Below are 24,370 nucleotides of genomic sequence, written 5' to 3' on the forward strand. Positions count from 1 at the left end.
ACAGCATTTACGCCCAAAAAACACATCACACAAGGAGTAGTTTATGTCTGTTTGTACGGTGCGGATTAAGGAGTTTATTGTATTTTTGTAAATACGGCAAGACCATTTAGGTTTTCAGGCTTTTGTTACAAAAAAACTTGGAAACGTTAAACCCGCTGCTTTCAACAAACGACTTTTTCATGAATATTAAATACGATAAAAACCTCGGTACCAAACAAAAAGCCCTTCGCATCAATTTAGACCGGCGTATTTATGGCTCTTTTGCCGAAATCGGCGCAGGGCAGGATACTGCAGCCAATTTTTTTAAGGCAGGCGGCGCTTCAGGAACCATCGCTAAGACTATGTCGGCCTATGACATGAAATTCAGCGATGAAATTTACGGCCCTGAGCCAAGTGGTCGCTACGTGGTTGAATCGCGATTAATGAAAATGATTCAACACGAGTACGACCTTGTGGAGCAACGACTCGCCGAAAAACGTGGTGCCGACAGTTTATTTTTTGCTTTTGCCAATACCGTCGTTGCCCTCAATTACCAGAAAAGCAATGAAGGTCATGGCTGGCTTGGTCTGCGGTTTCAGCTTACTCCCCGCGCTCCCTACAACGATGTGGTTATCCACATTAAAATGCTTGATAACGACAGCATTCTGCAACAGCAGGCCTTGGGAATCATCGGCGTCAACTTGATTTATGGCTGTTTTTTTTACCATAAATCACCCGAAACTCTTTTGATTTCTTTGATGGACGACCTCAGCCCTGACCGTATCCAAATTGACATGATTCGTGTTCAGGGACCTGATTTTCAAAAAGTTGACAATCGGCTCATGAGCCTTTACCTCGTCAAACACGGGTTTACCGAAGTAGCGATGTTTGGCCCTGATGGCCACGTTTTACAACCGTCGGAAGCACTTTATAAGAAAAATATTTTACTCTTGCGTGGACGCTTGCGGCCCATCACCAATGTACACGTAGATATGCTACGCAACGGCCTCAAGCAGTTCAAGGCAGAACCTGACGTGGACGAAAAAAAAGTGATTATGGTGGCTGAACTCACGCTTCACAACCTGCGCGGAGGCGATCAGGACATCAACGAAAAAGACTTTCTGGACCGCGTGGATATTCTCATTTCGTTGGGACAAACCGTACTGATTTCAAACTACTACGAATATCATCGTTTGGTAGCTTTTCTGGCAAAAACAACTCGCCTCAAAATCGGACTGGTGTTGGGGATTCCTAATTTAGAATACATTTTTGAAGAAAGTTACTACCAAAAACTACCGGGCGGAATCTTGGAGTCGTTTTCGACTTTATTCAGCCGAAATGTCAAACTCTTTGTTTATCCAACTTTCAAAGACGGAAGGCTTTCTACCTGTCAAAACTTTGCGTTGCCCACCAATCTACAACCCCTTTTTAACTTCCTACTTTGCAACGACAAAATCGAAGACATTCGTGATTTCGATGAAGATAATCTCCGAATCTCAACCGATAGTGTGTTAGACCTTATCAAACGCGGCGAACCTGGCTGGGAGGATAAAGTGCCCGTCGAAGTTGCTCAAATGATCAAGGATAAATGTTTGTTTGGATTTCCCTGCGTGGTATTTGAACCCAAACAAGCAGCACACATCCATCAGGCAGTGGGGAATTTATAAGAGATTGTCTTAACTTTGCGGGTCAATCGGAAGAGGTATGTATCATAAATTCATTATTAGTTGTTTCGTGGTGACTTGGACGAGTCTCGGGCTGTGGTTAGGGAATGAAAATATCGGCCAATTGAACTCCACTCAAAACGCCTTGCGTGCAGATACGATTCGCAAAGACACGCTTAAGCCCACGCTCCTTGGCTTGCAGCGTGACACGACTTTCAAGCCAGATACGGTGATTAAAACCGAGGTTCGTATCGGTGACCTCTCCTACTTGTCAGTTTGTCCGGGGAGTCCCGTTCTGATTCCTTTTACAACCGCCGGGACTTTTAAAGAAGACAATAAATTCATTGTCCAGATAACCAATGCTTCGGGTAAGTTTATCAACCTTTCTGAGCCTGTAAAAGAAGGTCCAGTTGCAGTCACTCTGCCAACCAATCGCTCGGGGAGTGTATTAGTTAGGGTCGTATCCACCAATCCTGAAATTATTAGTAAACCTACGAGACTGACGATTTTGCCCTTGCCTCACGCCCGCATGGAGCTGATTGACGGCAGTACAAATACCAAAATCGGCCCAGGACAAGCCGCCTCCTACCGCGTGATGCTCACAGGTGCTGCCCCTTGGTCGTTTACCGTTTCTGACGGTACTACGGTCACTAATACGTTAGTGAATCCGTTTACGGCGCAAGTGGCTCCCGAGCAAACGAGTTCTTTTAAAGTAACAAGCGTCAATAATACCTGCGGAAGCGGCACCACCTCAGGCGAAGTTGTGGTTCAGGTAAGTCAGGATACACTCCCCGTCATTGCCCTCAAGGCCATTCCTCGCGTCGGTTTTAGGCTTTGTACCGCCACACCTTTTCAAATTAATTTCAGTGCAACGGGAAAATACGAGGCTGGCAACGGTTTCATCGTTCAATTGAGCGATACGACTGGGCAGAATTTTAAGAATATTTCCGAGTTGATTCCGCAAAGCCCCATCATGGCCAAAACACCTGCAGGCTTAGAGCCAGGGATTTATAAACTGCGCGTTGTTTCGACCTTTCCGACCATCATGAGCGACACCGTCGACGTGGCTATTTCGGCCCCTGCCAAAACAGTTTTACGACGCGATACACTTCAAATCGCCGAAGGTGAATCCACCAACCTAACCTTGGATTTCAGCGGTGGAGGACCTTGGTTTGTATTGCTTTCGGATGGAACCTACCAAAATGACATTCGGACAACCCCTTATACCGTAAAAGTATCACCGCTTAACCCCACGGCATACACAATCACCTCAGCTGGTGGATTTTGCGGCGTAGGCGATTTGTCGGGAACGGCATTTGTTAACGTAAAAATACCACCGCCAACGATTGCCACTGGAAATTTATCAGATAAAACGATTTGTTCGGGCACTGAAATTACGGTTCCTTTCAGTACCACTGGTCGTTTCAACAACGCCAATAAATTCTTGGTACAAATCAAAGATACAAGCGGGCGTTGGGTGTATTTACCCACCATCGGCGGCACTAGTTCACTACGGGCCAAGATTTTGCCACCCTACTTAAAAGACACACTTTCAACACAACAGGTACGAGTTATTTCTACCGACCCACTCATTGAAGGAACCCCAACTACCCTTCAAGTGATGATGCCCAACGCAGCCCAAGCCCTCGTGACGGGCGGGGCCGTTATTCGTCCCGGTGGAGCGGCACGCCTGCGCGTATCGTTCAAAAATGGACTCCCTCCTTGGTCATTTGTGCTTTCTGACGGCACGACTATCAACGGAACATTTATTAATCCGTACCAACTCACGGTAAATCCCCGCACCACAACCGAGTATAAAGTTGTGATGGTCAACAATACTTGTGGTACCGGAACCACGGACACGGTACCAGCGGTCATTCGAGTGGAAACGAATTAAGAAGAAAATTATTTCTGCGTTTTTTTGCGATAATCACCGCGCGAAAACGTTTTTTCAATGAAGCAATACATCAGAATAAAGAAATAGCGACTGCCCATTTCTTTGATTTTCAGCTTTGACTCCCCGTATTTTCGGTTGGTCCAGCTATTGGGGACGATGGCAAATGAATAGCCTCGTACAATGGTTTTGAGCGGTAGTTCAACCGTGAGGTTAAAGTGGGCAGAAAGAAAGGGTTTCAATCCTTCCATCGTTTCTCTTTTATAAAGCTTAAACGCATTGGTTGTATCGTTGTACTTAACGCCCATAAAGAGCCGTATGATAAAATTTGCCATCCGGTTAATTACTTTCTTGACCGTTGGATAATCGTATACCTTGCCACCTTTGCTCCAGCGCGTACCGAAAACTGCATCATAATTCCCCTCAACCATTTTCTTATAAAACTTCACTAAATCTTCGGGGTCGTCCGACAGGTCTGCCATAAAAACCGCCACACAATCGCCCGAAAAACGTTCTAAGCCATAGCGCACCGCATAACCAAACCCGTTGGGCCCAAGATTCGTTTCGTAAACCAACGTTGGAATTTCTTTTGACAAATTTGCCAATACCTCTAACGTATTGTCTTTAGAGTTATCATTTGTCACCCAAATCTCGTGGGGCACAGCATGTTTAGACAAAGTTGCGTACAGAGTCTGCAACGTTTGTGGTAAAGATTCCTGTTCGTTATAGGCGGGAATGACAACGCTAAGCTTCATTTAGTGGCGGAATGACCGGGAGGCCGGTGCGATTAGGGAATTGTTAAATTAATGACCGTGAGGGCAAAATTGGTTTGTTTTGCTTTAATTTCCAATTTCTTCTACTAACTGGTCGTATTTTCGGAGCGTTTCTTGCACAATATCATTGTATTTATAAGACAGCCATTCATTGACATCGGCAAACATCTGGCGGCGATTACGGAGAAAATAAGCATTTGTTACGGCATGAATGTTACTTAAACCACCGTGGTGTTTTCGATAGTTCCCCATTACTTCGGGAATATAACCGATGCATCCCCGTGCTGCCAATTGAATCACCAACGCCCAATCGCCAGCGGCGGCCCGATGGTGCCAATCGGCAAACTCTTCTTCCCGAAAAAAATTGCGATACATCAGACTGGCAGTACCTACAAACCAACGGTCTTCCAATAAATCTTCAATCCCCGAAATCAACTTTTGTGTTTTGGGGTTAAATGAATGGCTTTCCGAGCCATCCTCATAAATTACCTCTAAATCGTGGTGGCAAATGGCAAAGTCGTGGTGGGCTTCCAAAAAATCAACCTGTTTTTGAAGTTTAAACGGGTCGGTCCAGTAGTCATCTCCTTCGCAAAGCGCCACATATTGGCCCTTACAGGCTTTTAACAAAAAGAGAACGTTGTTGCGCCCTCCAAATTCTTTGGGCTCTTGAGGACCTAAATTTTGGGGATGAAGATAGGCACGAATTTTATCAGGAAAACGCTGGGCATATTCTTCAATGATGGCTGGGGCTGAGTCAGTCGATGCATCGTCGCCGACAACAATCTCAAATGCAAAATCGGTTTGCTGCATGAGCGCCCCATCAAGCATCTGAGCAATGTATTTTTCATGGTTGTAGGTAGGAACGCAGACGCTTACTTTCATCGAGATGATTCTTTCAAACGGTGGGGCAACAGCGCAAAAAAACTATACACCTGCAACAGCCACTTGGGCAAAATATAGTCGCGAATTGTCTCTTTTGTGGTCTCTTTATCGGGCTTTCCCAGATACAAGTATTTTAACGCCAATCCAGCCCGTTGAAAATACCGCTTTTGGTATTGGCGAGCATCCAACAACATACGATAATAGCGGGCAATGTTTCGTTTGAGCAACGCATCGTATTGGCGACCAAGTTCTTTATTGATTCCTTCATACATCCGAATACGGTTGTATAAAAATCGAGCATCCTGATAATGATCCCTAAAACTAGCACCGCCCCGGTTTTTACGATATACCGACATAACACCTGGCACATAACCGATTGGCCCCTGTTTTGCCAAAATCACATAGCGTGGAATATCCCCACTGGTTGATTGCAAGAACCAGTCAGGATAGTGCATAAGCCCGTTTTTAAACATCACCGCGGAGGTGGCCATAAACCAAATTTCATCCTCCCCCACGAGGTCTTCAACGCTAATAACGGCTTTTTGATCGGGCGGATTCAACACATGAGATGAGCTACCATCTTCGTAGGTAATTAATGCATTATGAAAACAGGCCGAAAAATCGGGATGAGCTTCCATAAAGTCAACCTGCTTCTGAAGCTTCGAGGTATCGGTCCAGTAATCGTCGCCATCCATGGGAGCGATGTAGCGCCCTTGGGCCAGTTTGAGGGTTTCTATTGTATTGAAAAGGCCATTTTGACCCAAATTTTTGGAGTGCAAAACAGCCTTTACTTGGTTTGGATATTTGTCCTGATATGCTTGAATCACTTCTTGCGCACCATCTGTTGAGCAATCGTCGCCCACTAAAATTTCAAAATCGAAATCAGTTTCCTGAGCAAGGGCACTATCTATGGCCTTACCGATGAAATTCTTTTGGTTGTACGTAAGAATCGCGACGCTTACTTTCATTGTACTGCCGGGGCTGGTGAAGACGCAAAAACCGTTTCCAACTGTTCCACTGACGGGAAGTTTGGCGTAACCAATTCAGCTTCTGGTTTGTAAATATATGCCATCGGGTATCCCCTTTCAATAAAAGTAGGCTCGGCTAAGTTATTGAAACGTAGTTGTACCGACCAACGAATGTTGCGGGTAATATTATTTCCCGATTGGTGTACCAGAAAAGCCGAGAAAATCAACAAATCTCCTAGCTGAAACTCTGTTTGTATAAAATCCTCGTCTTTCAAGTCGGCCGTAATTCCTCCCTGATAGCCTGAAGTAGTTGATTCCAACAATCCCGTTTTATGACTGCGTGGAATAACCTGCAAAGCACCTAAATCCGCACCAGCATCCACCATCGGAAACCAGATAACAGTGCTATCTAGCGAGCCTTGGCCCGTTCTCCAGTCTTGGTGGGCGTCGAGTTTCCAGTGTTTGCTACCATCTTTTGACAAAAAACGACTGTTGAATTGCATGGCTGGACGAGCCCCAATAACGGGTTGATCAATACCAACTTCTTTTAGCAAATCACTGATTTTTTCGCTGACCGCAAAACGGTGAAGCGACAGGCTGTGTTGAACTGTCACACCTGTATTGCGAAAAGCTGGAAAGTCTTTTTCAAAAAACTCAAACATTGCACTTTCAAACTCATCTCGATTGTCAATATCAACCACACGGCCTGTTACACGCTTGATTTGAACAGCAAATATTTCACGAGCCTCACGGTAAATATTTTCTACCACGCTCTTGTCTAAGAAATTACGAAGGAGTAAAAAACCCTCTTGGCGAAACTGCTCTGCTAATGTTGCCATTTTACTTATTTGTTTGGTTTAACACCCAATTCTAACACACAACTCCTTTTGAAATAATGACATTGGTCAAAAATCAAAAGGTAAAATTACAACAATCGTTCCAATCCTTTAATCTTCCCATACCGCATACCCAAAGCCTGCCGCACCAAAGCCATTGCCATTGTAAAGCAAGTACTTTTTGCCATTATGGGTATAGTAATTTGCATAATCAATCATCTGATAATCAAAATCTTCTGGATTTTCAGACTTATGAATTCCGACCAAATTATCCTTCCGCTCCCAATGCTCTCCATCAACCGACTCGGCGTATCCGAGGCGATAACTTTGATTGCGGTCGGTACGATAATCGCGGGTATGACGATACGAATAGTACATTTTGTAGATTCCGTCTTCTTTAAAAACGCTCGGACGACCTACTGCGTGTAAAAAATCGTCAAAATCTAGGGTAGGCACATCGCTGATTTTCCAGTGAATACCGTCGGTCGACGTTGCTGACTGCCCCCGGTAATAAGGTTCTGGATAGCCATGTATGTACTCACATTTGTGTCCCGAAATGTACCACATCCGCCACGTGCCATCGTCTTCACGAATGACTGACGGTTGAGCGGCCCACAACGGATTTTCAATGCTGCGGTCCATGATAGGTCCTCTAAACATTTTGGTAAAAGAAAGCCCTCCGTCATGACTTACGGCTAATCCCATCGAAAGCCGGTATGAGTTCCACGTACGGTTCCAACCCGTATAATACAGCCAAATATCGCCGTTGGGCATATCGACAAACCACGCAGGCATCGCCCCTGTTTCATCGTATTCTCCCGGACCGCCAAGCTCCAGTACTGGACGGTCATGGATGTATAATATCTTGGTAGGGTCCTCGTAATCAACATCAATAAAGGTGGGACGTGAATACCCATTATCGTCGCGCGAGGAAAAATATACCCGTAAAAAATCGGGATGCTTGTATGCAAACGGTACCTGTGCGTGCGAGCGACTGTGCGCCAACGAACCATCAGGTTTATAAATTACTCCTTTTTTTTGCCACATAATTTATCGGTATTTGTCCTGCTAAAAGCGCCTAAAATCTAACTAACACGATTCTTAGAAGGCTCTTCCAGGCTGACAAAACATTTATTTTGAACTTCCTTCCGCACGAATACGCCAGTTATCAATAAAATCTTTGCCCGGAATCGGCAACTCAACGTCAATTTCAGGCGCTTTCGCCGCTACGGTATACTCCATCACGTAGAAGCAATTCCCAAAAATGTAATGAAGCTTGAAATTTTCAACGGTCGCCGGCAAATCTTCGTACGGTATTTCTGCCCGGAAGAGTGGGTTGGCTTTCCAAAGAATCTCGTAGGTCGGTTGATTACGCAACCAAGGAGCCATGCTTTCATCTCCGATAACCACCTTACCGCCTACTTTCACCACGCGTGTAAGTTCAGCAAACGCTTTTTTACGCTCTGAGAAAGTGTTGATACCACCAAAGTGAAATACCGAGTCAAAGGTTCCGTCGGCAAAGGGCAAATAAGAGCCATTTCCTAGAAAAAAATGAACATCTACGTCTTTTGGTTGCAGTTTTTGCGTAGCCAGACGCAACATATTGGGCGATAAATCTGACAACACTGCCGTGCCACCAGGGCTAATTTGGTCGATAATCAAAGCCGAATCTTTGCCAGTTCCCGCTCCCACTTCCAACACCGTTTGCCCAGGTTTAAGCCCCATCAAACCAATCATAAATTCACGCGTAGCGGCTTCGTCGGAGTGATTGAGGGTTTCAAACACCCACGACACGCCACGGTCATAGCGCTGATAGGCTTGGTCGTACAGGTATTGCTCGCGGGCATCGTCTTCAAACAATTCGCGCGGATGAACCATATCTACAATTCCCGAATCCAATACTGGATAAATGGTACCATCGGGAGCGGTAAGAGATAAGCCATTGTCGGCTACTTTCAGCGGTTCTCCTGTTTTTGGGGAAACCAGCGATTCGAGGAATTGATTATGTGTCATTATGTATTACTATTCAAGATTCAAAATTAGCGTAACTTTCATAAAGTTAGCGCAAAAGTCAGCGGTTAACATTTTCAAATTTATTGTTCGGTATTTCGTAAGTAGACGCGTGTACTTTCTACCTCCCCTACAAAACGATAGTTCTTTGTTATAAAATCGTTTAATTCAGCAAATGCCTCATGCGCCTGTGTGGAGCGATCATTGAGCCATAAACTGTTTCCAACGGCATCCACAAATACTTTGGGATGATTCTTTTTCAGGTCATCCAAATAACGCTGGTAATATTTTTGGCGCAATGGGTGGGGATAAATAGACCGTTCGGAGTGATTCTCGGCCGTCCCCTGCGGCATTTGGGTTTCAACGTGGTAGCGACACATCCAACCCCAAACCACCAAACGGTCTGTGGGTTGAGCGTATTTAAGAATTAGTTTAGAAACATCACTCACTGGCACTCGATGGTCATTTCCAGAAACATACGCATTGAGCGGACGATGCAGAATGGCTTTCAAACCAAAACTCACCAGAAAGGGCATTACTAGCACCAAAGCAGCTACGGGCACAAGTGAGCCATTTTTTTGACTCTTATAAATGAATAATGCTCCTAAAAGCGCCAATGGATAGATGCAGAGATTAAGATAATGGACAAAGTCATTACCCGTTTTTGTGGCCGCATACAGCGCCGCTACCAACCATAATAAAACAAAACCTCCTATTTGGTTAAGAGTAGAAAGCCGTTTGTCTTTTTGAAAAAAACTAAGCACACTAAGCAGTCCTAGGCTTCCCAAATACAATAAAAAGTCGGTACTTTTCGCAAAAAAGGAGGGCAATCGAAAAATGGCATCCACCAATGAGCTACCTCCCGCGTAGATGAGGTTTCCGAGCACATAATAATCCCACAAATCATCTAATACCCCAAATACCCCCGCCAATGCAACAATAAAAATAGGCACCGCCAAACCACCCACGACCAAAGCTAACACAGACTTCAAGAAGTATTTATGTTGATAAAGGCTTACCACCGCCCAAAGGCCAATTACGGCTACCTGCGGCACGACTTGTATCTTAGCAAAAGGGTTCAGTCCCAATACTACTCCCAGCAAAAAAATGCCCGCAAAACCGTTTGAGCGAGCAACGTTTATTTTTGATACGCTCCACAACGCAACATTCAACAAAAAAAGCGGCAATTGTTCACTCGAATAGTGAACAAAATCTGGGTCTTGGGTAAACGCAAGAAAAAACAAGGGGGGAAGAAGGCTCAACTGAGCAGTGGGTGCATCAAAAAAGTTTTTAACACTTTGATAGAAAAACCACAAACTCCCAATAATCCATACCAAACCCAACAATCGAATAGCCGTATAATCAAAGCCTAGCCCCAAAAAAGCAGGCAACAAAAGCATATAGTTATTAATAGGGCCAATAGTCGTCCCATCCACTGATTCCCAATAGGTTGGATATTGGCTTAGGGTAAGGGCATGGGCAATAATCTGACTCTCATCTGGATTGATTTCCTGATTGAAAAGCAGAATCGGCAAACGCATAAATACCACCAAAACGGCACCGAGAACCAAGAGAAGGGTAGAAAAAAAGGGGATATTTTTTCGAAGAAAAAAAAGCAATACGACTCCAACGGCCAATGCATAGCCCAGTGCAAAATAAACTACAGGGAAATCATCGAAGCTTATCACTTACTGTTTTTTACCAAGTTATAACTCGTATTAATTCGTTTACAATTCTTCCACTTTTTCAATAAAATCACGGTATTGAAGTACGGGGATAAACTGTTGTTGGGTACGGTATTGCAGTACCATAAAAACTAAAAACAATGAAATCAGAAAAGATTGCAGCACCACAATCAGCAACGCCGAACTCAGCGTAGAGGCCCACCCAGGCGTGGCATGGTCCATCCATTTCAAAAATAATACCACAAAAATGATGAACAACGCGACCAAAGACATTCCGATAGAAAATATCAATATTCGGACCGCTGCCACATCAATCAAAACCGACACCGTACTTAATCCGTGCAACACCAGCGACACAAAATTCATTTTGCTTTCGCCAGCCAAGCGTTTTCCTCGCTCGGTGGGTATTGCTTCGTACGGAATCCGAGAGCGAATGATACCTCCCGGAAAATTATTCCAGATTTCGGAGACGCGTACCAAGTTTTGCAAGCGACGCTGAGGAATAAGCGAAAAGTTACCAAACGTAATTACTTTTCCAGTCAATTGCCTGAAAATGAACTTATAAATACCGTAAAAAAACCTAAAAAGAAAACTTTCCTGCCGCTTGGTCCGCTGGGCAAAAATAACTTTGTCGGGCCATTTTTCGGAGGCAGCTACTAGCGCATTGATATCCTTTGGTGCATCCTCTCCATCGGCATCCATGACAATGACCTTCTCGCAGGGCAACTCTTTGGCGATGTACGATAACCCGATAGTAATGGCGCGCTGATGGCCTAGGTTACGGTAAAGCCGCACGATTTGGGTTTTTTGTCCAGCAAAAGGCGCTATTTTTTCCATTTCCTGACTCGAACAGTCATCCACTATAACCAAAGACGTAGCGGCCAGTGTGTCGGTCGCTACGTCTTGATTAATGCGTTCGATGAGCAGGTTTAACGCCTCCCAATCGTTGTATTGTGGTATGAGTATGACGTATTTTGGGGTCATTTCTTTCGTTATCAGTTATCTATCGAGCATAAGCTGTAGTTACCCGATAACAATTACGCAGGCAGTGCCAAGCGAGCAGCAATACCATCGTGAATTTGAACCAATGTCTGCTCAAGGTTGTAACTCCAATCCCAACCTGGATAGTGGCTCTTAAATTTAGTTAAGTCGCTCACGTACCAGATATGGTCGCCGATACGGTTGGTTTCTGAATAATGATAGGTCAATTTCTTACCCGCAATTTGTTCACAAATGGCGATGGCCTCCAACATAGAACAGTTGGCATGACGTCCGCCACCAGCATTGTAGGCTTCACCTGGACGTGGGTTCTGATAAAAATGCCAGAACATATTTACCAAGTCATAGCTGTGAATGTTGTCGCGTACCTGCTTTCCTTTGTATCCAAAGATAGTGTAAGGATTGCCCGTAATGGTACACTTCATAAGGTAAGCCAAAAATCCGTGCAACTGGGCTCCTGAATGGTTAGGTCCCGTCAAACAGCCTCCACGGAATACTCCTACTTTCATGCCAAAATAACGGCCATATTCTTGGCACATAATATCCGCCGCTACTTTAGACGCACCAAAAATAGAGTGCTTGGTATGGTCAAGGCTGTGGTGCTCATCAATCCCGTTTTTGTAATAAACGTGGTCTTCCGAAATTTCCCAGCGAGTTTCCAACTCTACCAACGGCAGATAGTTAGGATTATCACCATATACTTTATTGGTGGAAGTAAAGATGAACACGGCATCAGGGCTATGCAAACGCGTCATTTCGAGCATATTGAGCGTACCTACGGCATTCACTCCAAAGTCAGTAAACGGCTCACGGGCCGCCCAGTCGTGGCTCGGTTGCGCAGCAGCGTGTACAATAAGCTTAATATCGGTGCCGTATTCTTTAAAAATGGGCTCCAATTGGCTCACTTCCCGAATATCAGCGCTGTAGTGTTTATAATTGGCAAAACCATCTTGGAGGCGGTTGCGATTCCATTCGGTGTTTCCGTCCTGTCCAAAGAAATATTGACGTAAATTGTTATCTACCCCAATCACGAGGTCAAATTTATCAGCAAAAAAAGCGACAGATTCGCTCCCAATCAATCCAGCCGAACCGGTGACAAGTGCAATGTTCATAGAAGAATCGTCTTTTTGAAGTGTGATTAATATTGGAAAATTTCTATTTTTCTTGAATTAAGGGCGTAAAATAAGTCAAAAAAGTTCAATCAGCCTAATCCGTAAAATAAGTCATTCGTTTAAAGACCATGTTTCTGAATAGGACAAATAGTGTCTTTAAATCAATCCGCTTTGTCTAATTTAAACGTAAACGTAGTTCCTTTATCTATCTTGCTCGTAACCGTAATTTTTGAACCGTGAGCGTTAATTATGTGCTTTACAATGGCTAATCCCAGACCAGTTCCCCCTTTTTCTTTGGAGCGACTTTTGTCTACCCGATAAAATCGTTCAAAAATCCGCGATAAATGTTCAGGCGGAATACCTGGGCCATTATCACGCACGGTTATGAGAAAATGTTTTTTATCTTCCTCAAAATGTACAATTACCTTGCCATTATCATTTCCGTATTTAATGGCATTTTCAATGAGGTTTGTCATGACCTGACTTATCCGCTGCGGGTCTGCTTTCACCCACACGTGCAGCATTCGGTCGGGTTTTATTTTAAGAACTGTATTCCGCTGATTGGCCTTGTTTTCGAGCTGCTCGCACACTTCTAAGGTAATTAGCCGCAAATCGACGCGGTCTTTACGCATTCTGATTTCGCCTGTTTCCATTTGTGAAAGTGCCACCAAATCTTTGACCAAGGCATCTAGTCCGTCCAAACTTTTAGCGGCTTTTTGCAGAAATTTATCCCGCACTTTCTCGTCATCCATCGCCCCGTCTAATAAGGTGTGAATGAACCCCTGCGCGGCAAAAATGGGGGTTTTCAGCTCGTGCGAAACATCGGCCAGAAACTCCCGTCTAAAAACCTCCATTTTCTTCAATTCATCTATTTCCTGCTGTTTGCGCGCCACATAAACAAAAATCTCTTGATTCAGTTTTTTGAGAGGATTAGGGTCACTGACAATGTTTTTCCGAGGAAAACTAAAGTCCTTCAATTTAAGCCGCTGAATGGTTTCGTGCATTTTGGTTACTTCCCGGTACACCAAAATCTCAATAGCGTATAAAATCAGAAAAAATGCGCCAAAAAAACCAGCAACTCCCGACACAAAAAGCATGCTCAGCGTGGTGCCGCTGACAAACGAAAGGAAGGCAACTGTTATGCCTGAAATAGCAAAAGCCAGCAATAAAGCGGTGATACGCGGATTGATACGCATAATGAATGATTTTCAGCGCAAAGGTAGATAAATATTTTTGCTGAAATTTTAAGAAATTATTTTGTCTTCTGATTGACTATCTGTAACTTTGCACTCCGTTTTCAAATTTGACGTAAAGCAATGGCAAAGAAAGGTAACAGAATACAAGTAATTTTGGAATGCACAGCGCAGAAAGAATCGGGCGTTCCAGGGATGTCACGTTACATCACAACTAAGAACCGCAAAAATACTCCAGGACGTATGGAGTTTAAGAAATACAATCCGTATTTGAAAAAAGTAACGGTTCATAAAGAAATTAAATAATTCGTTATTTGTTCATCGTTAATAGTCAACAAGTGCTGTTAACTGACTGACCGTTAACAATTAACAATTTTAACTTATACAACAATGGCAAAGAAAGTAGTTGCAACCCTGAAAAAAGAAGGTGGTAAGACTTACGCCAAAGTGATTCAAGCAATTAAATCACCAAAGACAGGCGCTTACACATTTAAGGAGGTTATCGTTCCTACCGACGAAGTACAGGCTGCGTTGAAAAACTAATCCGCAACCTCTGTTACCATAACGATATTTGATAAAGTCCCGATAAGGGACTTTTTTTGTTTTTATATTTGTGCGTTTTCTATTTGTGTTCTCCAGCAACCCTCCGAATTTGTCTATTCTGCCGAGCGTTGCTGGCCGTAAACTATAAACTGCCGCACGGGCCGCTACGTACTATGGGTTTATTTGATTTCTTCTCTAAAGAGAAAAAAGAATCGCTTGATAAAGGGCTGGAAAAATCTAAGGAAAGTATCTTCGGAAAAATCAGCCGGGCAATTGTAGGGAAATCTACCGTTGATGAAGACGTACTCGATGAATTGGAAGATATTCTGATCAGTTCTGACGTGGGAGTCGGTACAACGGTCAAGATTATAAAGCGAATTGAAGAGCGCGTAGCACGCGACAAATACACTGGCACCTCAGAACTTGACAGTATCCTGCGCGACGAAATCGCCACTTTACTGACAGAAAATAAATCGCTCGATTTTAAGGATAGTTTTGAGACCGACAACTTGCCAAAGCCATACGTCATTATGGTCGTAGGTGTCAACGGTGCTGGCAAAACCACCACCATCGGCAAACTCGCCCATCAGTTTACAAAACGGGGCAAAAAGGTGGTTTTAGGTGCGGGCGATACATTTCGAGCGGCTGCCGTCGACCAGCTTAAAACCTGGGGTCAGCGCGCTGGCGTATTGGTCATCGACCACGGCATGAACACCGACCCTGCCGCTGTGGCCCACGATGCCGTGAAAAAAGGCGTGGAAATGAACGCCGATGTGGTCATTATTGATACCGCAGGCCGTTTGCATACCAAGGTCAACCTGATGAACGAGCTATCGAAAATCAAACGCGTCATGCAGAAGTTTCTGCCCGAAGCACCGCATGAAGTACTGTTGGTGTTGGACGGAAGTACGGGCCAAAATGCCGTTATTCAAGCCCGTGAGTTTACCAAAGCCACCGACGTAACGGCCTTAGCCATTACCAAACTGGACGGCACGGCCAAAGGTGGCGTAGTAATCGGCATTTCGGATGAGTTCAAAATCCCCGTCAAATACATTGGAGTAGGTGAGAAAATGGATGATTTACAGGTATTTGACCGCGCTCAATTTGTAGATTCGCTGTTCAAAAAGTAAGCAATAGTCATTAGATACTTCTAACAAAAGAGAGCAGGCACTCAATTGAGTGCCTGCTCTCTTTTGTTAGAATACGTAGGATAAACGTAGATTGGGTCGAAGACCACCACTTAGGTTTGCGCTCCAGTTTTTATACTCTGAATTGGCTTGGGTACCATAACTGACCAATAGGTCAGCCAACTGGGTTTCCACTAAAAAATGATTACTGATCAAATAGGCCAATCCTAGATTCGGTCGTAGTTCAAAGGTATTAAAGTGAGTAGTTGAAAAATTAGAAGCATCTTTTTGTTCCTGATTATTGCGTATATAGTTGAGTTCCACTTCCCAATAAGGGGTAAGACGCGTAGCAAAAAGATATTTCTTCCTAAAAATACCTACTCGGTACATACTTCTTTTAGTGCTAATTTGGGGCGTCGAAATAACTTCAGAATAATTTTTACTATATCCCATTCTTACTCCAATCATCGTTTTATTCTTGATAAACTTTCCTACCTGCAGAGATATATTCGTCTCACTTTCACCAGTTTGCATTGGATTCGAGGATTGGTTAGCAAGATTATTTCTTAATCGACGCGTATCCACATCAAAACCTGCACCCGATGTCCATCTCCCTTTATTTAAAATAGAAAGTTCTTTGGTCTCAGCCTCAAATGAAGTAGGCTTAATCCAGTAAAGTAATCCCGTAGAAAAACCATAACTGTTGAGAGGAAAAGTATTGGAGGATGTGGCAAGTTGTATAGCTAAATGTTTATTGAAAAAATAGAGTGCACCTGCTTCAAAAATAGGCTGAATTGAAAAATTTCGTTCTTTAGACGTCAGATCCTGTCTACCATCAACGCTTTGCTTAATGTTAAAAAAGCTTCCAGAAATACTAAGCCCCCCTCCTACAAATCCTCTCCAACGTTCTTTCCCAAAGAAATAAAGCCCGCTCGAACTAATTGAAAGTGAACCATAAGGATTCGTAAATTTTGCATTATTACTTTCCAAACGGTACCTACTAAAGGTTTCAGATACTCCGATACGCCATAGAATATCATCTTTGATAAATTTCCCGTAGGAAATTCCCGAGGACAGCGAAAAGGTACCAGATTTATTAGGATTGTCCTTAGGGTAGATATTTGCAGAATACCCCGTCGAAATATTCCCAGAAACAAAAGAATTGCCTTTTTCGGTTTGGGCAAAAGCCGCAGTGGCAAGCAACAGAAGGCTTAATGTAAAGCTGTGTTTCATGGCGTAATGAGATTAGAGTGGATAAATTCACTCTAACAACGCCCGTTTGAAGAAATTATTGACTCCTAAACGTCTAAAAAAATGTTAAAAAAGCACAAGAATACACCTTGTGCTTTTTAACATTTGAGCGTGAGAAAGTTACGCCAAAATAGGCTTTACAACTTTTCCGTGTACATCGGTTAGGCGGTAGCGCCGGCCCTGTGACTTGAAGGTAAGCTGCTCGTGGTCAATTCCCAACAAGTGCATGACCGTAGCCTGAAAATCATGAACGTGGACTGGGTCACGCACAATATTATAACTAAAATCGTCGGTTTCTCCGTGAATATAGCCCTTCCTCACCCCTGCGCCAGCCATCCAAATGGTAAAGCAACGCGGGTGGTGGTCGCGGCCGTAGTTTTCTTTGGTGAGTTTCCCCTGTGAATAGGAGCCTCGACCAAATTCTCCGCCCCAAATAATGAGGGTATCATCTAATAAACCGCGCTGTTTCAAGTCCATCACCAACGCCGCCGAAGGTTGGTCGACCGACTTCGCCATGGTTTTAATGTCGTTAGGAAGGTTGCCGTGTTGGTCCCAGCCCTGATGATAAAGCTGAATAAACTTTACGCCTTTCTCTGCCAATTTCCTGGCTAATAAACAGTTTGCGGCAAATGTCCCCGCTTTTTTTGCTTCAGGACCGTACATATCAAAAATGTAGTCGGGTTCTTTGGAAATGTCCATCGTTTCGGGCACTGCCGTTTGCATCCTATAAGCCATTTCGTACTGCGCCATGCGGCTGTTGATCTCGGGGTCCAAAATCTGCTTATATTGTTCCTGATGCATTTTGGCCAAATAATCCAACATCCGTCGGCGGCTTGTGCGGTCGATGCCTGCGGGATTGTTCAGGTAAAATACTGGGTCAGGCCCTGAGCGAAAAACCACACCCTGATGCACGGAAGGCAGAAAACCGTTTGACCATAACTTAGCATATAAAGGCTGATCGCCGCCACGTCCTTTTGACAGCAATACCACAAACGAAGGCAGATTTTGATTGTCTGACCCTAACCCATAACTTACCCAAGAACCAAAAGAAGGCCTTCCGCCCTGCTGACTGCCCGTCTGAAAAAACGTAATGGCAGGGTCGTGGTTGATGGCCTCGGTATGCATGGAACGGATAAACGTGGCCTCATCAGTGACTTTAGAAATGTAAGGCAACAACTCACTAACCCACATTTTGCTTTGGCCGTGTTGGGCAAATTTATAGTACGATGCCGCCAGCGGAAAGCTGCTTTGCCCCGCTGTCATTCCCGTAAGGCGTTGACCCTTCCGAACCGATTCGGGCAAATCTTGCCCCCACATTTGTTCCAGCTTAGGCTTATAATCAAATAGTTCCAATTGCGAAGGCGCCCCGCTTTGATGCAAGTAAATGACGCGCTTTACCTTGGGGGGAAAATGGGGTTTTCCCAAAGCTCCGCCAGGACCAGTCGCGGCCTGTGCTTGATTTGTTCCCAACAACGACGAAAACGCCGCTGCGCCTAAGCCCATGCTAGTACGCGACAGAAAATTCCGACGACTGAGTTGGTCGTGGGTCAATTGTTCGATTTCTTCCAGTGCGTTTTTCATCTCTTTATCACAAACTCATCAAAGTTCATTACGGTGCTTGCTACGATGGTCATGGCAGCCAATTCATTTTTATCCAATAACTTATCCACAGGATATTCACCAACACCCAACAATTCATCCGCGCGTTTGGGGTTCTTCACAAAGTCTTGGTATTCCTCTTGATACAACTGTGTCATGGCTTCCAACTCACCCGCTCGCGGCGGGCGGGACGTAAGGGCAGTAAAAATGCGAATGATAGATTTGGAATTACTGTCCGACCCTTTGTTGAACAATAAACTTCGTTGCGCTAATACTCTCGCGGCTTCTACAAACTGTGGGTCGTTGAGCGTGACCAAGGCCTGCAACGGAGTACTGGTTTTTTGGCGCTTGACACTGCAAAAATGCCGCTCGGACGCATCAAAATTAAGCATCATTGGTGGTGGAGAGCTACGCTTCCAAATGGTATACATACTTCGACGATAAAGTGTGTCGCCATGATTTTGAACGTATTGTACCGCATTTCGTGTGGCTAAAGCCTCCCAAATACCGTCGGGTTGGTAAGGGTGTACACTTGGCCCACCGATGTGGGCGCTTAATAAGCCACTCGACGCCAAGGCAGCATCCCGCACTTGCTCAGCTGAAATACGATAGCTTGGGCCTCGGGCATATAATAAATTATTAGGGTCTAATTCTAATAATTCAGGTTTAGCAACCGATGATTGTCGATACGTCGCCGACATGACTATTTCCTTTTGCAGCAATTTGTAATTCCAGCCGTGCGACGGACCGCCGTGCGACGGGCCGCCAGAATTTCTGAATTTGACTGCCAGATAATCTAACAATTCGAGATGCGTGGGCAAATCTCCCTGATTTCCAAAATCTTCGGCCGATACCACCAAGCCTTTGCCAAAATACCGCTGCCACATCCGATTCACCATCACACGCGCAAAGAGCGGGTTTTCTTCGTGAACGAGCCATTGAGCTAACCCTAGGCGATTGCGGGGCAATTCTTTCGGAATCTTAAAAAATTGGTCGGGCGTATCGGCCGTTACTTCTTCATCAATAGCATCGTAGGCTCCGCGTTTGAGTATATGCGCTTTGCGAGGATATTTGCGTTCTCGCATCACCATCACGTCAATTTCTTTATTAAGCAACTCCGTTTCTTCCGCCAGCAATTGCTTCCGCTCGGCCAACAGTTCCTGGTTTTCGGTATCAATGTTGGTAACAAAATACTCAAAAAGGCCCTCTTTTTGAAAATCATTACGTTTATTGGCAGGAGTTTGAAGGGCGATTTTTACAAAATCTTTTTGGCCTATCACACTGTGGACTTCCAGCGGTGTCAGCTCACGGGCAAAGACCTTCAGTTCATCTACCGCGTAGCCTTTATAATTATAATCGTGGCGCTGTCCAATGGAAAAATTAGGTGCGCCCGCTCCCCAATTGGTATGATTTTTTCCCAAAAGCATACTTTCCCGCAGTCCATCCGACATGACCCGACCCGTGGCTCGTTTTCCATTTATATATACTTTCAGGCCATTGGCTTTGCTTGAACCATCGTAAGTCATGGTAAGGTGTGCCCAACGATTGGCTTTCAGCACGTAGTCTGTCTCAAAATCAATGGCATTATCGGGCCAAACATTGCTCAAACGAAACGCCAGCCGCCCGTCTTCCAAACGCTCACATTCGTAGCCTCGAAAGCCGTTGAACGGCCCTAAATTACGGTTAAAGAGCGGGCCTTTGAATTTTGGGTCAGTGACGCCTACCCACAAACTGACGGTAAAAGGTTGATTTCGTTCAAAAAAGCCCGAAATGGTCGGCACTTCTTTGTATTGACCCCAACCATTGATACCGCGCATTTGCATAAAGCTCTCTCCCACCAAGCGCACGCCTTTTCCGCGTGGGCTTTTGATACGTACGGGCAGAAAATCCAGATCCCCATTGGTTTCAAAATTAAGGGTATCATTGGCCAAATTTGTAAATATGGGCCGTCTTTTGTCTTTCTTTTCTCCCGCAGGGCGCACCGTCATGGAGTCAAATGGCACATCAATCATCAAAGCCGTTTGGGGTGAAATTAGTGGTGCTTGTGCAGACTTAGCCACCCATTTTTCAAACCTCTGACGAAGGGCAGATGCATTTTGCAACTGCGTTTTTTCAACGATAGAAAGCTTCTCTTTGATAAATCGCAGTTGCTTTTCCGTTGCGGGCTTTGGAAGGGTGATGCTCGGACTGGGTTCACCGTTGTAGGGGATTTGGCCGTATTCATTGTTGTTATTAAAAAACGCAAACAATGAATAATAATCTTTCTGACTGATGGGGTCGTATTTGTGGTCATGACAACGAGCGCATTCAACCGTCAGCCCCAAAAATGCCTTTCCAAAAGTATTGGTACGGTCGGCTACGTATTCTACAAAATATTCTTGTGGCACAATTCCTCCCTCCTGGCTCTGCTGATGATTGCGATTGAACGCCGTAGCTATCAGATGTTCTTTTTGTGGATTGGGCAACATATCGCCCGCCAATTGCCAAGTCACAAAGCGGTCAAACGCTAGATTTCGATTGAAAGATTTAATGACCCAATCGCGGTAAGGCCACATGGTGCGTAGGCCATCGTCCTGATAACCGTGGGTATCAGCGTAGCGCGCCACATCGAGCCAGTCGACGGCGTGATGTTCGCCAAAATGCGGGTTTTTCAATAATTCATTAACGACTTTTTCGTAAGCATTGGGAGAGGTATCATTTACAAAGGCTTCGACTTGTTCGGGCGTTGGGGGCAATCCGATTAAATCCAGATAAACGCGTCGAAGCAGGGTGGTTTTGGGCGCTTCGGCGCTGCCAGTCAGCTTTTTATCTTCTAATTTTTTAAGAATAAATCGGTCGATGTCATTTTTGACCCAACCTTCATTTTTTACTTTTGGCAACGCTGGTTTAACTGGGGCCACAAATGACCAATGCGGCTTGTATTCAGCTCCCTGCTCAATCCATTTGATAAGAATGGCTTTCTCTTCTACCGACAGCGTCAGGTGAGAAGCTGGCTCAGGCATCACGTACTCAGGATCTTCTGACAAAATCCGATGCACTACGTCGCTTTTGGCAGGATTGCCCGCTACGATGGCTTTCAGGCCGCTTTCGCATTCTTTGTCGTAGGCGGCATCGGCAATATCCAAACGCAAATCAGCTTTTTGTTTATTCTTATCGGGGCCATGACACGCAAAACAGCGGTCCGACAGAATAGGCTTTACGTGGAGATTATAATCCAACTTTTCGGGTAAGTTCGCCGCCGCCTTTTCGACGTCCTGCGGTACCTCAATGCTACCACCGCAGGCACTTACCAACGCCATTATTACGATTCCAAAACTCCAATGATAGAAAGCTCTTTTTTCCATTTTTACAATAATGATACAGCCCTTGAAGCCACTTATTATAAAAAGTTGTCACCGAAGTAAAAGTACTTAAAAAAGCGCGAAAAATTTAAGGATTATAACCAATGAAAAATTTAAAGTGTTTGCCCAGCTGCGTCGTAGTCTGTTACACTTTTTGAAAAAAAACTAATCCAATAATGATACTAGACAACATCATTGAAACCCAAATGATGAACCACTGCTTTCGCAGGCTCATCGGTCTAATCAATTGAAAACTAATCAATCCCGAACTACCTTGCAGGAGTAGATAAACCGTTCCTAATGGCACCATTAGTTCTTCTAAGCTGGATTCACTATTGGCATCAATCTTTCTTAACATATCTCCATTTGTCAAATAATACCAATAGACCAAGCAACAACATCCCAAGCCCACTATCACCGCATTTAAGTAGTTTAACTGCCGAATTTGTTTGGGGGTGAAGGGGTCATTGGAAAATTTACTGAAATCAGGCATAACATTTGTTTGCATTGAATATGTCTTTGATGGAGTTGCCAAACTACCAATCGAAGATAAAGTCAATACCCATTTATTGATAAAGTACCCAAAATGAGGATATTCGGCTATTTTTGAGTACTCGTGATTTAATTTATGCTGTTTAAGAGATAAACACTTCTCCTTTACTCAACAATCGAGCCGTACGAATTACGCCTGACTTATAAACGATAATCTGATTATCAACGAGTTCATACTCAAGATTTACCGTAAATTCACCCGAAGGATGCTCAACACTTAGTGAGGTGTGCATATCGTTGAGCGTATTCAATTTATAACTCATCACACCTCGTTCATCATTTATCACTGTATCAGGAACCACGCAAGCAGTAGCGACCGAAACCGCCGCCAAAACACCGATGGCTTCGTGAACGACGTGAGGAATGAACATTCGTGTATTAACAACTCCGCCATTTTCAGGGGGCGAAACCAAACACATTTTGGGAATGGTTTGGTCTTTGACATCGCCCAAATTCATCAAATGCCCCGCTTTCAAGCGGATTGCTTCAATTTGTTGTCTGAGAGGCTCATTGGCTTCAAGCACTTCTTTGGTTTCATTGCCTACCAAACCAAAATCTTGCGCTCGCATTATCACAATGGGCATACCATTGTCTATACAAGTAGCTTCTACTCCGTCAATTACATCCTTTGCGTGGCCCGTGGGCAGCAAAGCGCCGCAGGTTGAGCCTACGGTTTCTAAATAATTACAAATAATCGGGGCAGCCGTGCCAGAGACGCCATCTACTTTGGCATTACCTTGAGTTTCGATTTGACCGTTGGGGGTTTGTACCACTACTTCACAAATTCCGCCCGTATTGACGATATTAATGCGGGCAGAAGTGACAGGATGCGTCGCCTCAATCATTCCCGATTCGATGGCAAAAGGCACAATACCCGCCAAAATGTTGCCGCAAGTTTGGGTAGTCGATACTTTTCCTTTACCTACAACCACTTGTACAAAGAGATAGTCTAAATCGGCTGGGCGGCATCCCGCTTCGGGCGTTATTGATTTGCTGACAATGGCTACTTTGCTGGTCAAAGAAGTAGCACCGCCTAAGCCGTCAATCTGGCGAGGGTCGCCCTCAGTAGTTCCTTCCATTGCTAGAAGAAGCCAACGGTTTCGCTCGTTTTCATCGGTAGGCAGGTCTTCGGCTTTGAAGAAAAGCCCTTTGGAGCTTCCACCCCGAAGCTGCATAAATGGAATGGCCGTTTGCATTTAGTTCATCAGTTTTGCCAAATTATCTCTCGTGGCACGGGTGACAATCGGGTCCAGATTGCGTTCTTCCAGCATTTCAATCACGGCTTCCATTTCGTGCATTCGGCGCAGGGCGTGGGTTTTGCTGCCTTCCACAAAACGGTCAATCAAGTCGTCGTTTCCGCCAATAATCGAACTGATTTGTTTGCGGATATACGCAGGCATCCCGAATGCCTCCCCCGCTTCTACGGCCTCACAGATAACTGCCGCCACGCCTTTGTAGACAATCGAGCGCAGCAATTTCATGGTTGCGGCATCGCCTACTTGGCCATTTTCGACGAGCGAAAGGTCTAACTTTAGCGGTTTCATTTTCTCCAAAAAAGCAAAACCCTCCTCTCCCGCTGCTAAAAACGGGGTTTTAATGCCCTTGGTCGGCACAGGTGCCATGATGGCCAAATCAATAAATTGGACACCCGTTGGCTTCAAAATCATGTCAATCTTCTTCTTCTTGTCGGGCGAAGAAGTATTCATTTCCAGAAAAAACTGCGTGTTTTTTAGGACTGGAAAAATATCCTGTGCCACTTCTTCTGATACCGACGATAGGTTGACGCTGAAAATCACATCAACGTCTTTGACCGCTTCGGCATTGTTTGAGGCAAGCGTAACAGAAGGGTGTAATTCTCGAAGGGGATTGGGGTCGTAGCCCGTCACGGTCACGCCCATTTCAGCCAAATCATTGGCAAAACGAGAACCTGCTTCGCCTAAACCCAAAATGGCAATTTTCATA

Annotated in this window: 21 protein-coding genes; 5 read left to right on the forward strand and 16 right to left on the reverse strand. The window is 44.6% G+C overall.

All coding sequences use genetic code 11. From position 1 onward, the window contains the following. The first annotated feature begins 179 nt into the window (after positions 1 to 179). Positions 180 to 1,646 (forward strand): TonB-dependent receptor, encoded by a 1,467-nt coding sequence (locus DR864_RS16490; protein WP_114070323.1) that lies wholly within the window; start codon positions 180 to 182, stop codon positions 1,644 to 1,646. A gap of 37 nt (positions 1,647 to 1,683) precedes the next feature. Continuing rightward, positions 1,684 to 3,540, forward strand: a complete 1,857-nt coding sequence (locus tag DR864_RS16495; RefSeq protein ID WP_114068016.1) for a hypothetical protein — start codon at positions 1,684 to 1,686, stop codon at positions 3,538 to 3,540. A gap of 8 nt (positions 3,541 to 3,548) precedes the next feature. On the opposite strand, the gene DR864_RS16500 is transcribed toward DR864_RS16495, so the two are convergent. From DR864_RS16500 to DR864_RS16545, 10 genes are all read right to left on the reverse strand, one after another. After that, positions 3,549 to 4,292 (reverse strand): glycosyltransferase family 2 protein, encoded by a 744-nt coding sequence (locus DR864_RS16500; protein WP_114068017.1) that lies wholly within the window; start codon positions 4,290 to 4,292, stop codon positions 3,549 to 3,551. A gap of 84 nt (positions 4,293 to 4,376) precedes the next feature. Then, the gene (locus tag DR864_RS16505) at positions 4,377 to 5,192 is read right to left on the reverse strand and encodes a glycosyltransferase (RefSeq protein WP_114068018.1); all 816 of its coding nucleotides are present in this window, start codon (positions 5,190 to 5,192) and stop codon (positions 4,377 to 4,379) included. After that, the gene (locus DR864_RS16510) at positions 5,189 to 6,160 is read right to left on the reverse strand and encodes a glycosyltransferase family 2 protein (RefSeq protein ID WP_114068019.1); all 972 of its coding nucleotides are present in this window, start codon (positions 6,158 to 6,160) and stop codon (positions 5,189 to 5,191) included. The genes DR864_RS16505 and DR864_RS16510 overlap by 4 nt, the downstream gene beginning before the upstream one ends. Then, a complete protein-coding gene (locus DR864_RS16515) occupies positions 6,157 to 6,999 on the reverse strand; it encodes a phytanoyl-CoA dioxygenase family protein (RefSeq protein ID WP_114068020.1) in 843 nt (280 codons plus the stop codon). Before DR864_RS16515 ends, DR864_RS16510 begins: the two co-directional genes overlap by 4 nt. Before the next feature lie 108 nt (positions 7,000 to 7,107). Next, positions 7,108 to 8,043, reverse strand: coding sequence for a glycoside hydrolase family protein (locus tag DR864_RS16520; protein ID WP_114068021.1), 936 nt, complete (start codon positions 8,041 to 8,043; stop codon positions 7,108 to 7,110). Positions 8,044 to 8,127: 84 nt separating this feature from the next. After that, the gene (locus DR864_RS16525; RefSeq protein ID WP_114068022.1) at positions 8,128 to 9,009 is read right to left on the reverse strand and encodes a class I SAM-dependent methyltransferase; all 882 of its coding nucleotides are present in this window, start codon (positions 9,007 to 9,009) and stop codon (positions 8,128 to 8,130) included. A gap of 80 nt (positions 9,010 to 9,089) precedes the next feature. After that, positions 9,090 to 10,694: a hypothetical protein gene (locus DR864_RS16530; RefSeq protein WP_114068023.1), complete on the reverse strand. Its 1,605-nt coding sequence runs from the start codon at positions 10,692 to 10,694 to the stop codon at positions 9,090 to 9,092. Between the two features lie 39 nt (positions 10,695 to 10,733). Beyond that, a complete protein-coding gene (locus tag DR864_RS16535; protein ID WP_114068024.1) occupies positions 10,734 to 11,675 on the reverse strand; it encodes a glycosyltransferase in 942 nt (313 codons plus the stop codon). Positions 11,676 to 11,728: 53 nt separating this feature from the next. Continuing rightward, positions 11,729 to 12,802: an NAD-dependent epimerase/dehydratase family protein gene (locus tag DR864_RS16540; protein ID WP_114068025.1), complete on the reverse strand. Its 1,074-nt coding sequence runs from the start codon at positions 12,800 to 12,802 to the stop codon at positions 11,729 to 11,731. Positions 12,803 to 12,963: 161 nt separating this feature from the next. Next, positions 12,964 to 13,998, reverse strand: coding sequence for a sensor histidine kinase (locus DR864_RS16545; RefSeq protein WP_114068026.1), 1,035 nt, complete (start codon positions 13,996 to 13,998; stop codon positions 12,964 to 12,966). Positions 13,999 to 14,118: 120 nt separating this feature from the next. Here DR864_RS16545 and rpmG point away from each other — a divergent pair, with 120 nt between their 5' ends. The 3 genes from rpmG (at position 14,119) to ftsY (ending at position 15,668) form a co-directional block, all read left to right on the forward strand. Further along, complete coding sequence (rpmG, locus tag DR864_RS16550) at positions 14,119 to 14,301, forward strand: 50S ribosomal protein L33 (RefSeq protein WP_114068027.1); 183 nt, start codon at positions 14,119 to 14,121, stop codon at positions 14,299 to 14,301. 84 nt (positions 14,302 to 14,385) lie between these two features. Continuing rightward, positions 14,386 to 14,538 carry a DUF4295 domain-containing protein gene (locus DR864_RS16555; RefSeq protein ID WP_013927273.1) on the forward strand — a complete coding sequence of 51 codons (153 nt, stop codon included), beginning with the start codon at positions 14,386 to 14,388 and terminating at the stop codon, positions 14,536 to 14,538. Between the two features lie 173 nt (positions 14,539 to 14,711). Next, positions 14,712 to 15,668, forward strand: coding sequence for a signal recognition particle-docking protein FtsY (gene ftsY, locus DR864_RS16560; protein ID WP_114070324.1), 957 nt, complete (start codon positions 14,712 to 14,714; stop codon positions 15,666 to 15,668). Between the two features lie 66 nt (positions 15,669 to 15,734). Here the strand turns inward: ftsY and DR864_RS16565 are convergent, their stop codons facing one another. The 6 genes from DR864_RS16565 to DR864_RS16590 form a co-directional block, all read right to left on the reverse strand. Then, complete coding sequence (locus tag DR864_RS16565; protein WP_114068028.1) at positions 15,735 to 16,898, reverse strand: hypothetical protein; 1,164 nt, start codon at positions 16,896 to 16,898, stop codon at positions 15,735 to 15,737. Positions 16,899 to 17,036: 138 nt separating this feature from the next. Then, on the reverse strand, positions 17,037 to 18,497 hold the full coding sequence (locus DR864_RS16570; protein ID WP_114068029.1) for a DUF1501 domain-containing protein: 1,461 nt from the start codon (positions 18,495 to 18,497) through the stop codon (positions 17,037 to 17,039). Next, positions 18,494 to 21,859, reverse strand: coding sequence for a DUF1553 domain-containing protein (locus DR864_RS16575; protein WP_229599403.1), 3,366 nt, complete (start codon positions 21,857 to 21,859; stop codon positions 18,494 to 18,496). The genes DR864_RS16570 and DR864_RS16575 overlap by 4 nt, the downstream gene beginning before the upstream one ends. Before the next feature lie 142 nt (positions 21,860 to 22,001). Beyond that, positions 22,002 to 22,364, reverse strand: coding sequence for a hypothetical protein (locus tag DR864_RS16580; protein WP_114068030.1), 363 nt, complete (start codon positions 22,362 to 22,364; stop codon positions 22,002 to 22,004). A gap of 127 nt (positions 22,365 to 22,491) precedes the next feature. After that, positions 22,492 to 23,604, reverse strand: coding sequence for a 4-oxalomesaconate tautomerase (locus tag DR864_RS16585; RefSeq protein WP_114068031.1), 1,113 nt, complete (start codon positions 23,602 to 23,604; stop codon positions 22,492 to 22,494). Then, positions 23,605 to 24,369, reverse strand: coding sequence for an NAD(P)-binding domain-containing protein (locus DR864_RS16590; protein WP_114068032.1), 765 nt, complete (start codon positions 24,367 to 24,369; stop codon positions 23,605 to 23,607). It lies immediately after the preceding gene. Position 24,370 lies beyond the last annotated feature (1 nt).

Source organism: Runella rosea, assembly GCF_003325355.1.
GTDB classification, from domain to species: domain Bacteria; phylum Bacteroidota; class Bacteroidia; order Cytophagales; family Spirosomataceae; genus Runella; species Runella rosea.

Excerpts from the sequence above, each read along its gene's own strand:
- DR864_RS16490 (WP_114070323.1), top strand. The coding sequence starts at position 180 with ATGAATATTAAATACGATAAAAACCTCGGTACCAAACAAAAAGCCCTT.
- DR864_RS16495 (WP_114068016.1), top strand. The coding sequence starts at position 1,684 with ATGTATCATAAATTCATTATTAGTTGTTTCGTGGTGACTTGGACGAGT.
- DR864_RS16500 (WP_114068017.1), bottom strand. The coding sequence starts at position 4,292 with ATGAAGCTTAGCGTTGTCATTCCCGCCTATAACGAACAGGAATCTTTA.
- DR864_RS16505 (WP_114068018.1), bottom strand. The coding sequence starts at position 5,192 with ATGAAAGTAAGCGTCTGCGTTCCTACCTACAACCATGAAAAATACATT.
- DR864_RS16510 (WP_114068019.1), bottom strand. The coding sequence starts at position 6,160 with ATGAAAGTAAGCGTCGCGATTCTTACGTACAACCAAAAGAATTTCATC.
- DR864_RS16515 (WP_114068020.1), bottom strand. The coding sequence starts at position 6,999 with ATGGCAACATTAGCAGAGCAGTTTCGCCAAGAGGGTTTTTTACTCCTT.
- DR864_RS16520 (WP_114068021.1), bottom strand. The coding sequence starts at position 8,043 with ATGTGGCAAAAAAAAGGAGTAATTTATAAACCTGATGGTTCGTTGGCG.
- DR864_RS16525 (WP_114068022.1), bottom strand. The coding sequence starts at position 9,009 with ATGACACATAATCAATTCCTCGAATCGCTGGTTTCCCCAAAAACAGGA.
- DR864_RS16535 (WP_114068024.1), bottom strand. The coding sequence starts at position 11,675 with ATGACCCCAAAATACGTCATACTCATACCACAATACAACGATTGGGAG.
- DR864_RS16540 (WP_114068025.1), bottom strand. The coding sequence starts at position 12,802 with ATGAACATTGCACTTGTCACCGGTTCGGCTGGATTGATTGGGAGCGAA.
- DR864_RS16545 (WP_114068026.1), bottom strand. The coding sequence starts at position 13,998 with ATGCGTATCAATCCGCGTATCACCGCTTTATTGCTGGCTTTTGCTATT.
- rpmG (WP_114068027.1), top strand. The coding sequence starts at position 14,119 with ATGGCAAAGAAAGGTAACAGAATACAAGTAATTTTGGAATGCACAGCG.
- DR864_RS16555 (WP_013927273.1), top strand. The coding sequence starts at position 14,386 with ATGGCAAAGAAAGTAGTTGCAACCCTGAAAAAAGAAGGTGGTAAGACT.
- ftsY (WP_114070324.1), top strand. The coding sequence starts at position 14,712 with ATGGGTTTATTTGATTTCTTCTCTAAAGAGAAAAAAGAATCGCTTGAT.
- DR864_RS16565 (WP_114068028.1), bottom strand. The coding sequence starts at position 16,898 with ATGAAACACAGCTTTACATTAAGCCTTCTGTTGCTTGCCACTGCGGCT.
- DR864_RS16570 (WP_114068029.1), bottom strand. The coding sequence starts at position 18,497 with ATGAAAAACGCACTGGAAGAAATCGAACAATTGACCCACGACCAACTC.
- DR864_RS16575 (WP_229599403.1), bottom strand. The coding sequence starts at position 21,859 with ATGGAAAAAAGAGCTTTCTATCATTGGAGTTTTGGAATCGTAATAATG.
- DR864_RS16580 (WP_114068030.1), bottom strand. The coding sequence starts at position 22,364 with ATGCAAACAAATGTTATGCCTGATTTCAGTAAATTTTCCAATGACCCC.
- DR864_RS16585 (WP_114068031.1), bottom strand. The coding sequence starts at position 23,604 with ATGCAAACGGCCATTCCATTTATGCAGCTTCGGGGTGGAAGCTCCAAA.
- DR864_RS16590 (WP_114068032.1), bottom strand. The coding sequence starts at position 24,369 with ATGAAAATTGCCATTTTGGGTTTAGGCGAAGCAGGTTCTCGTTTTGCC.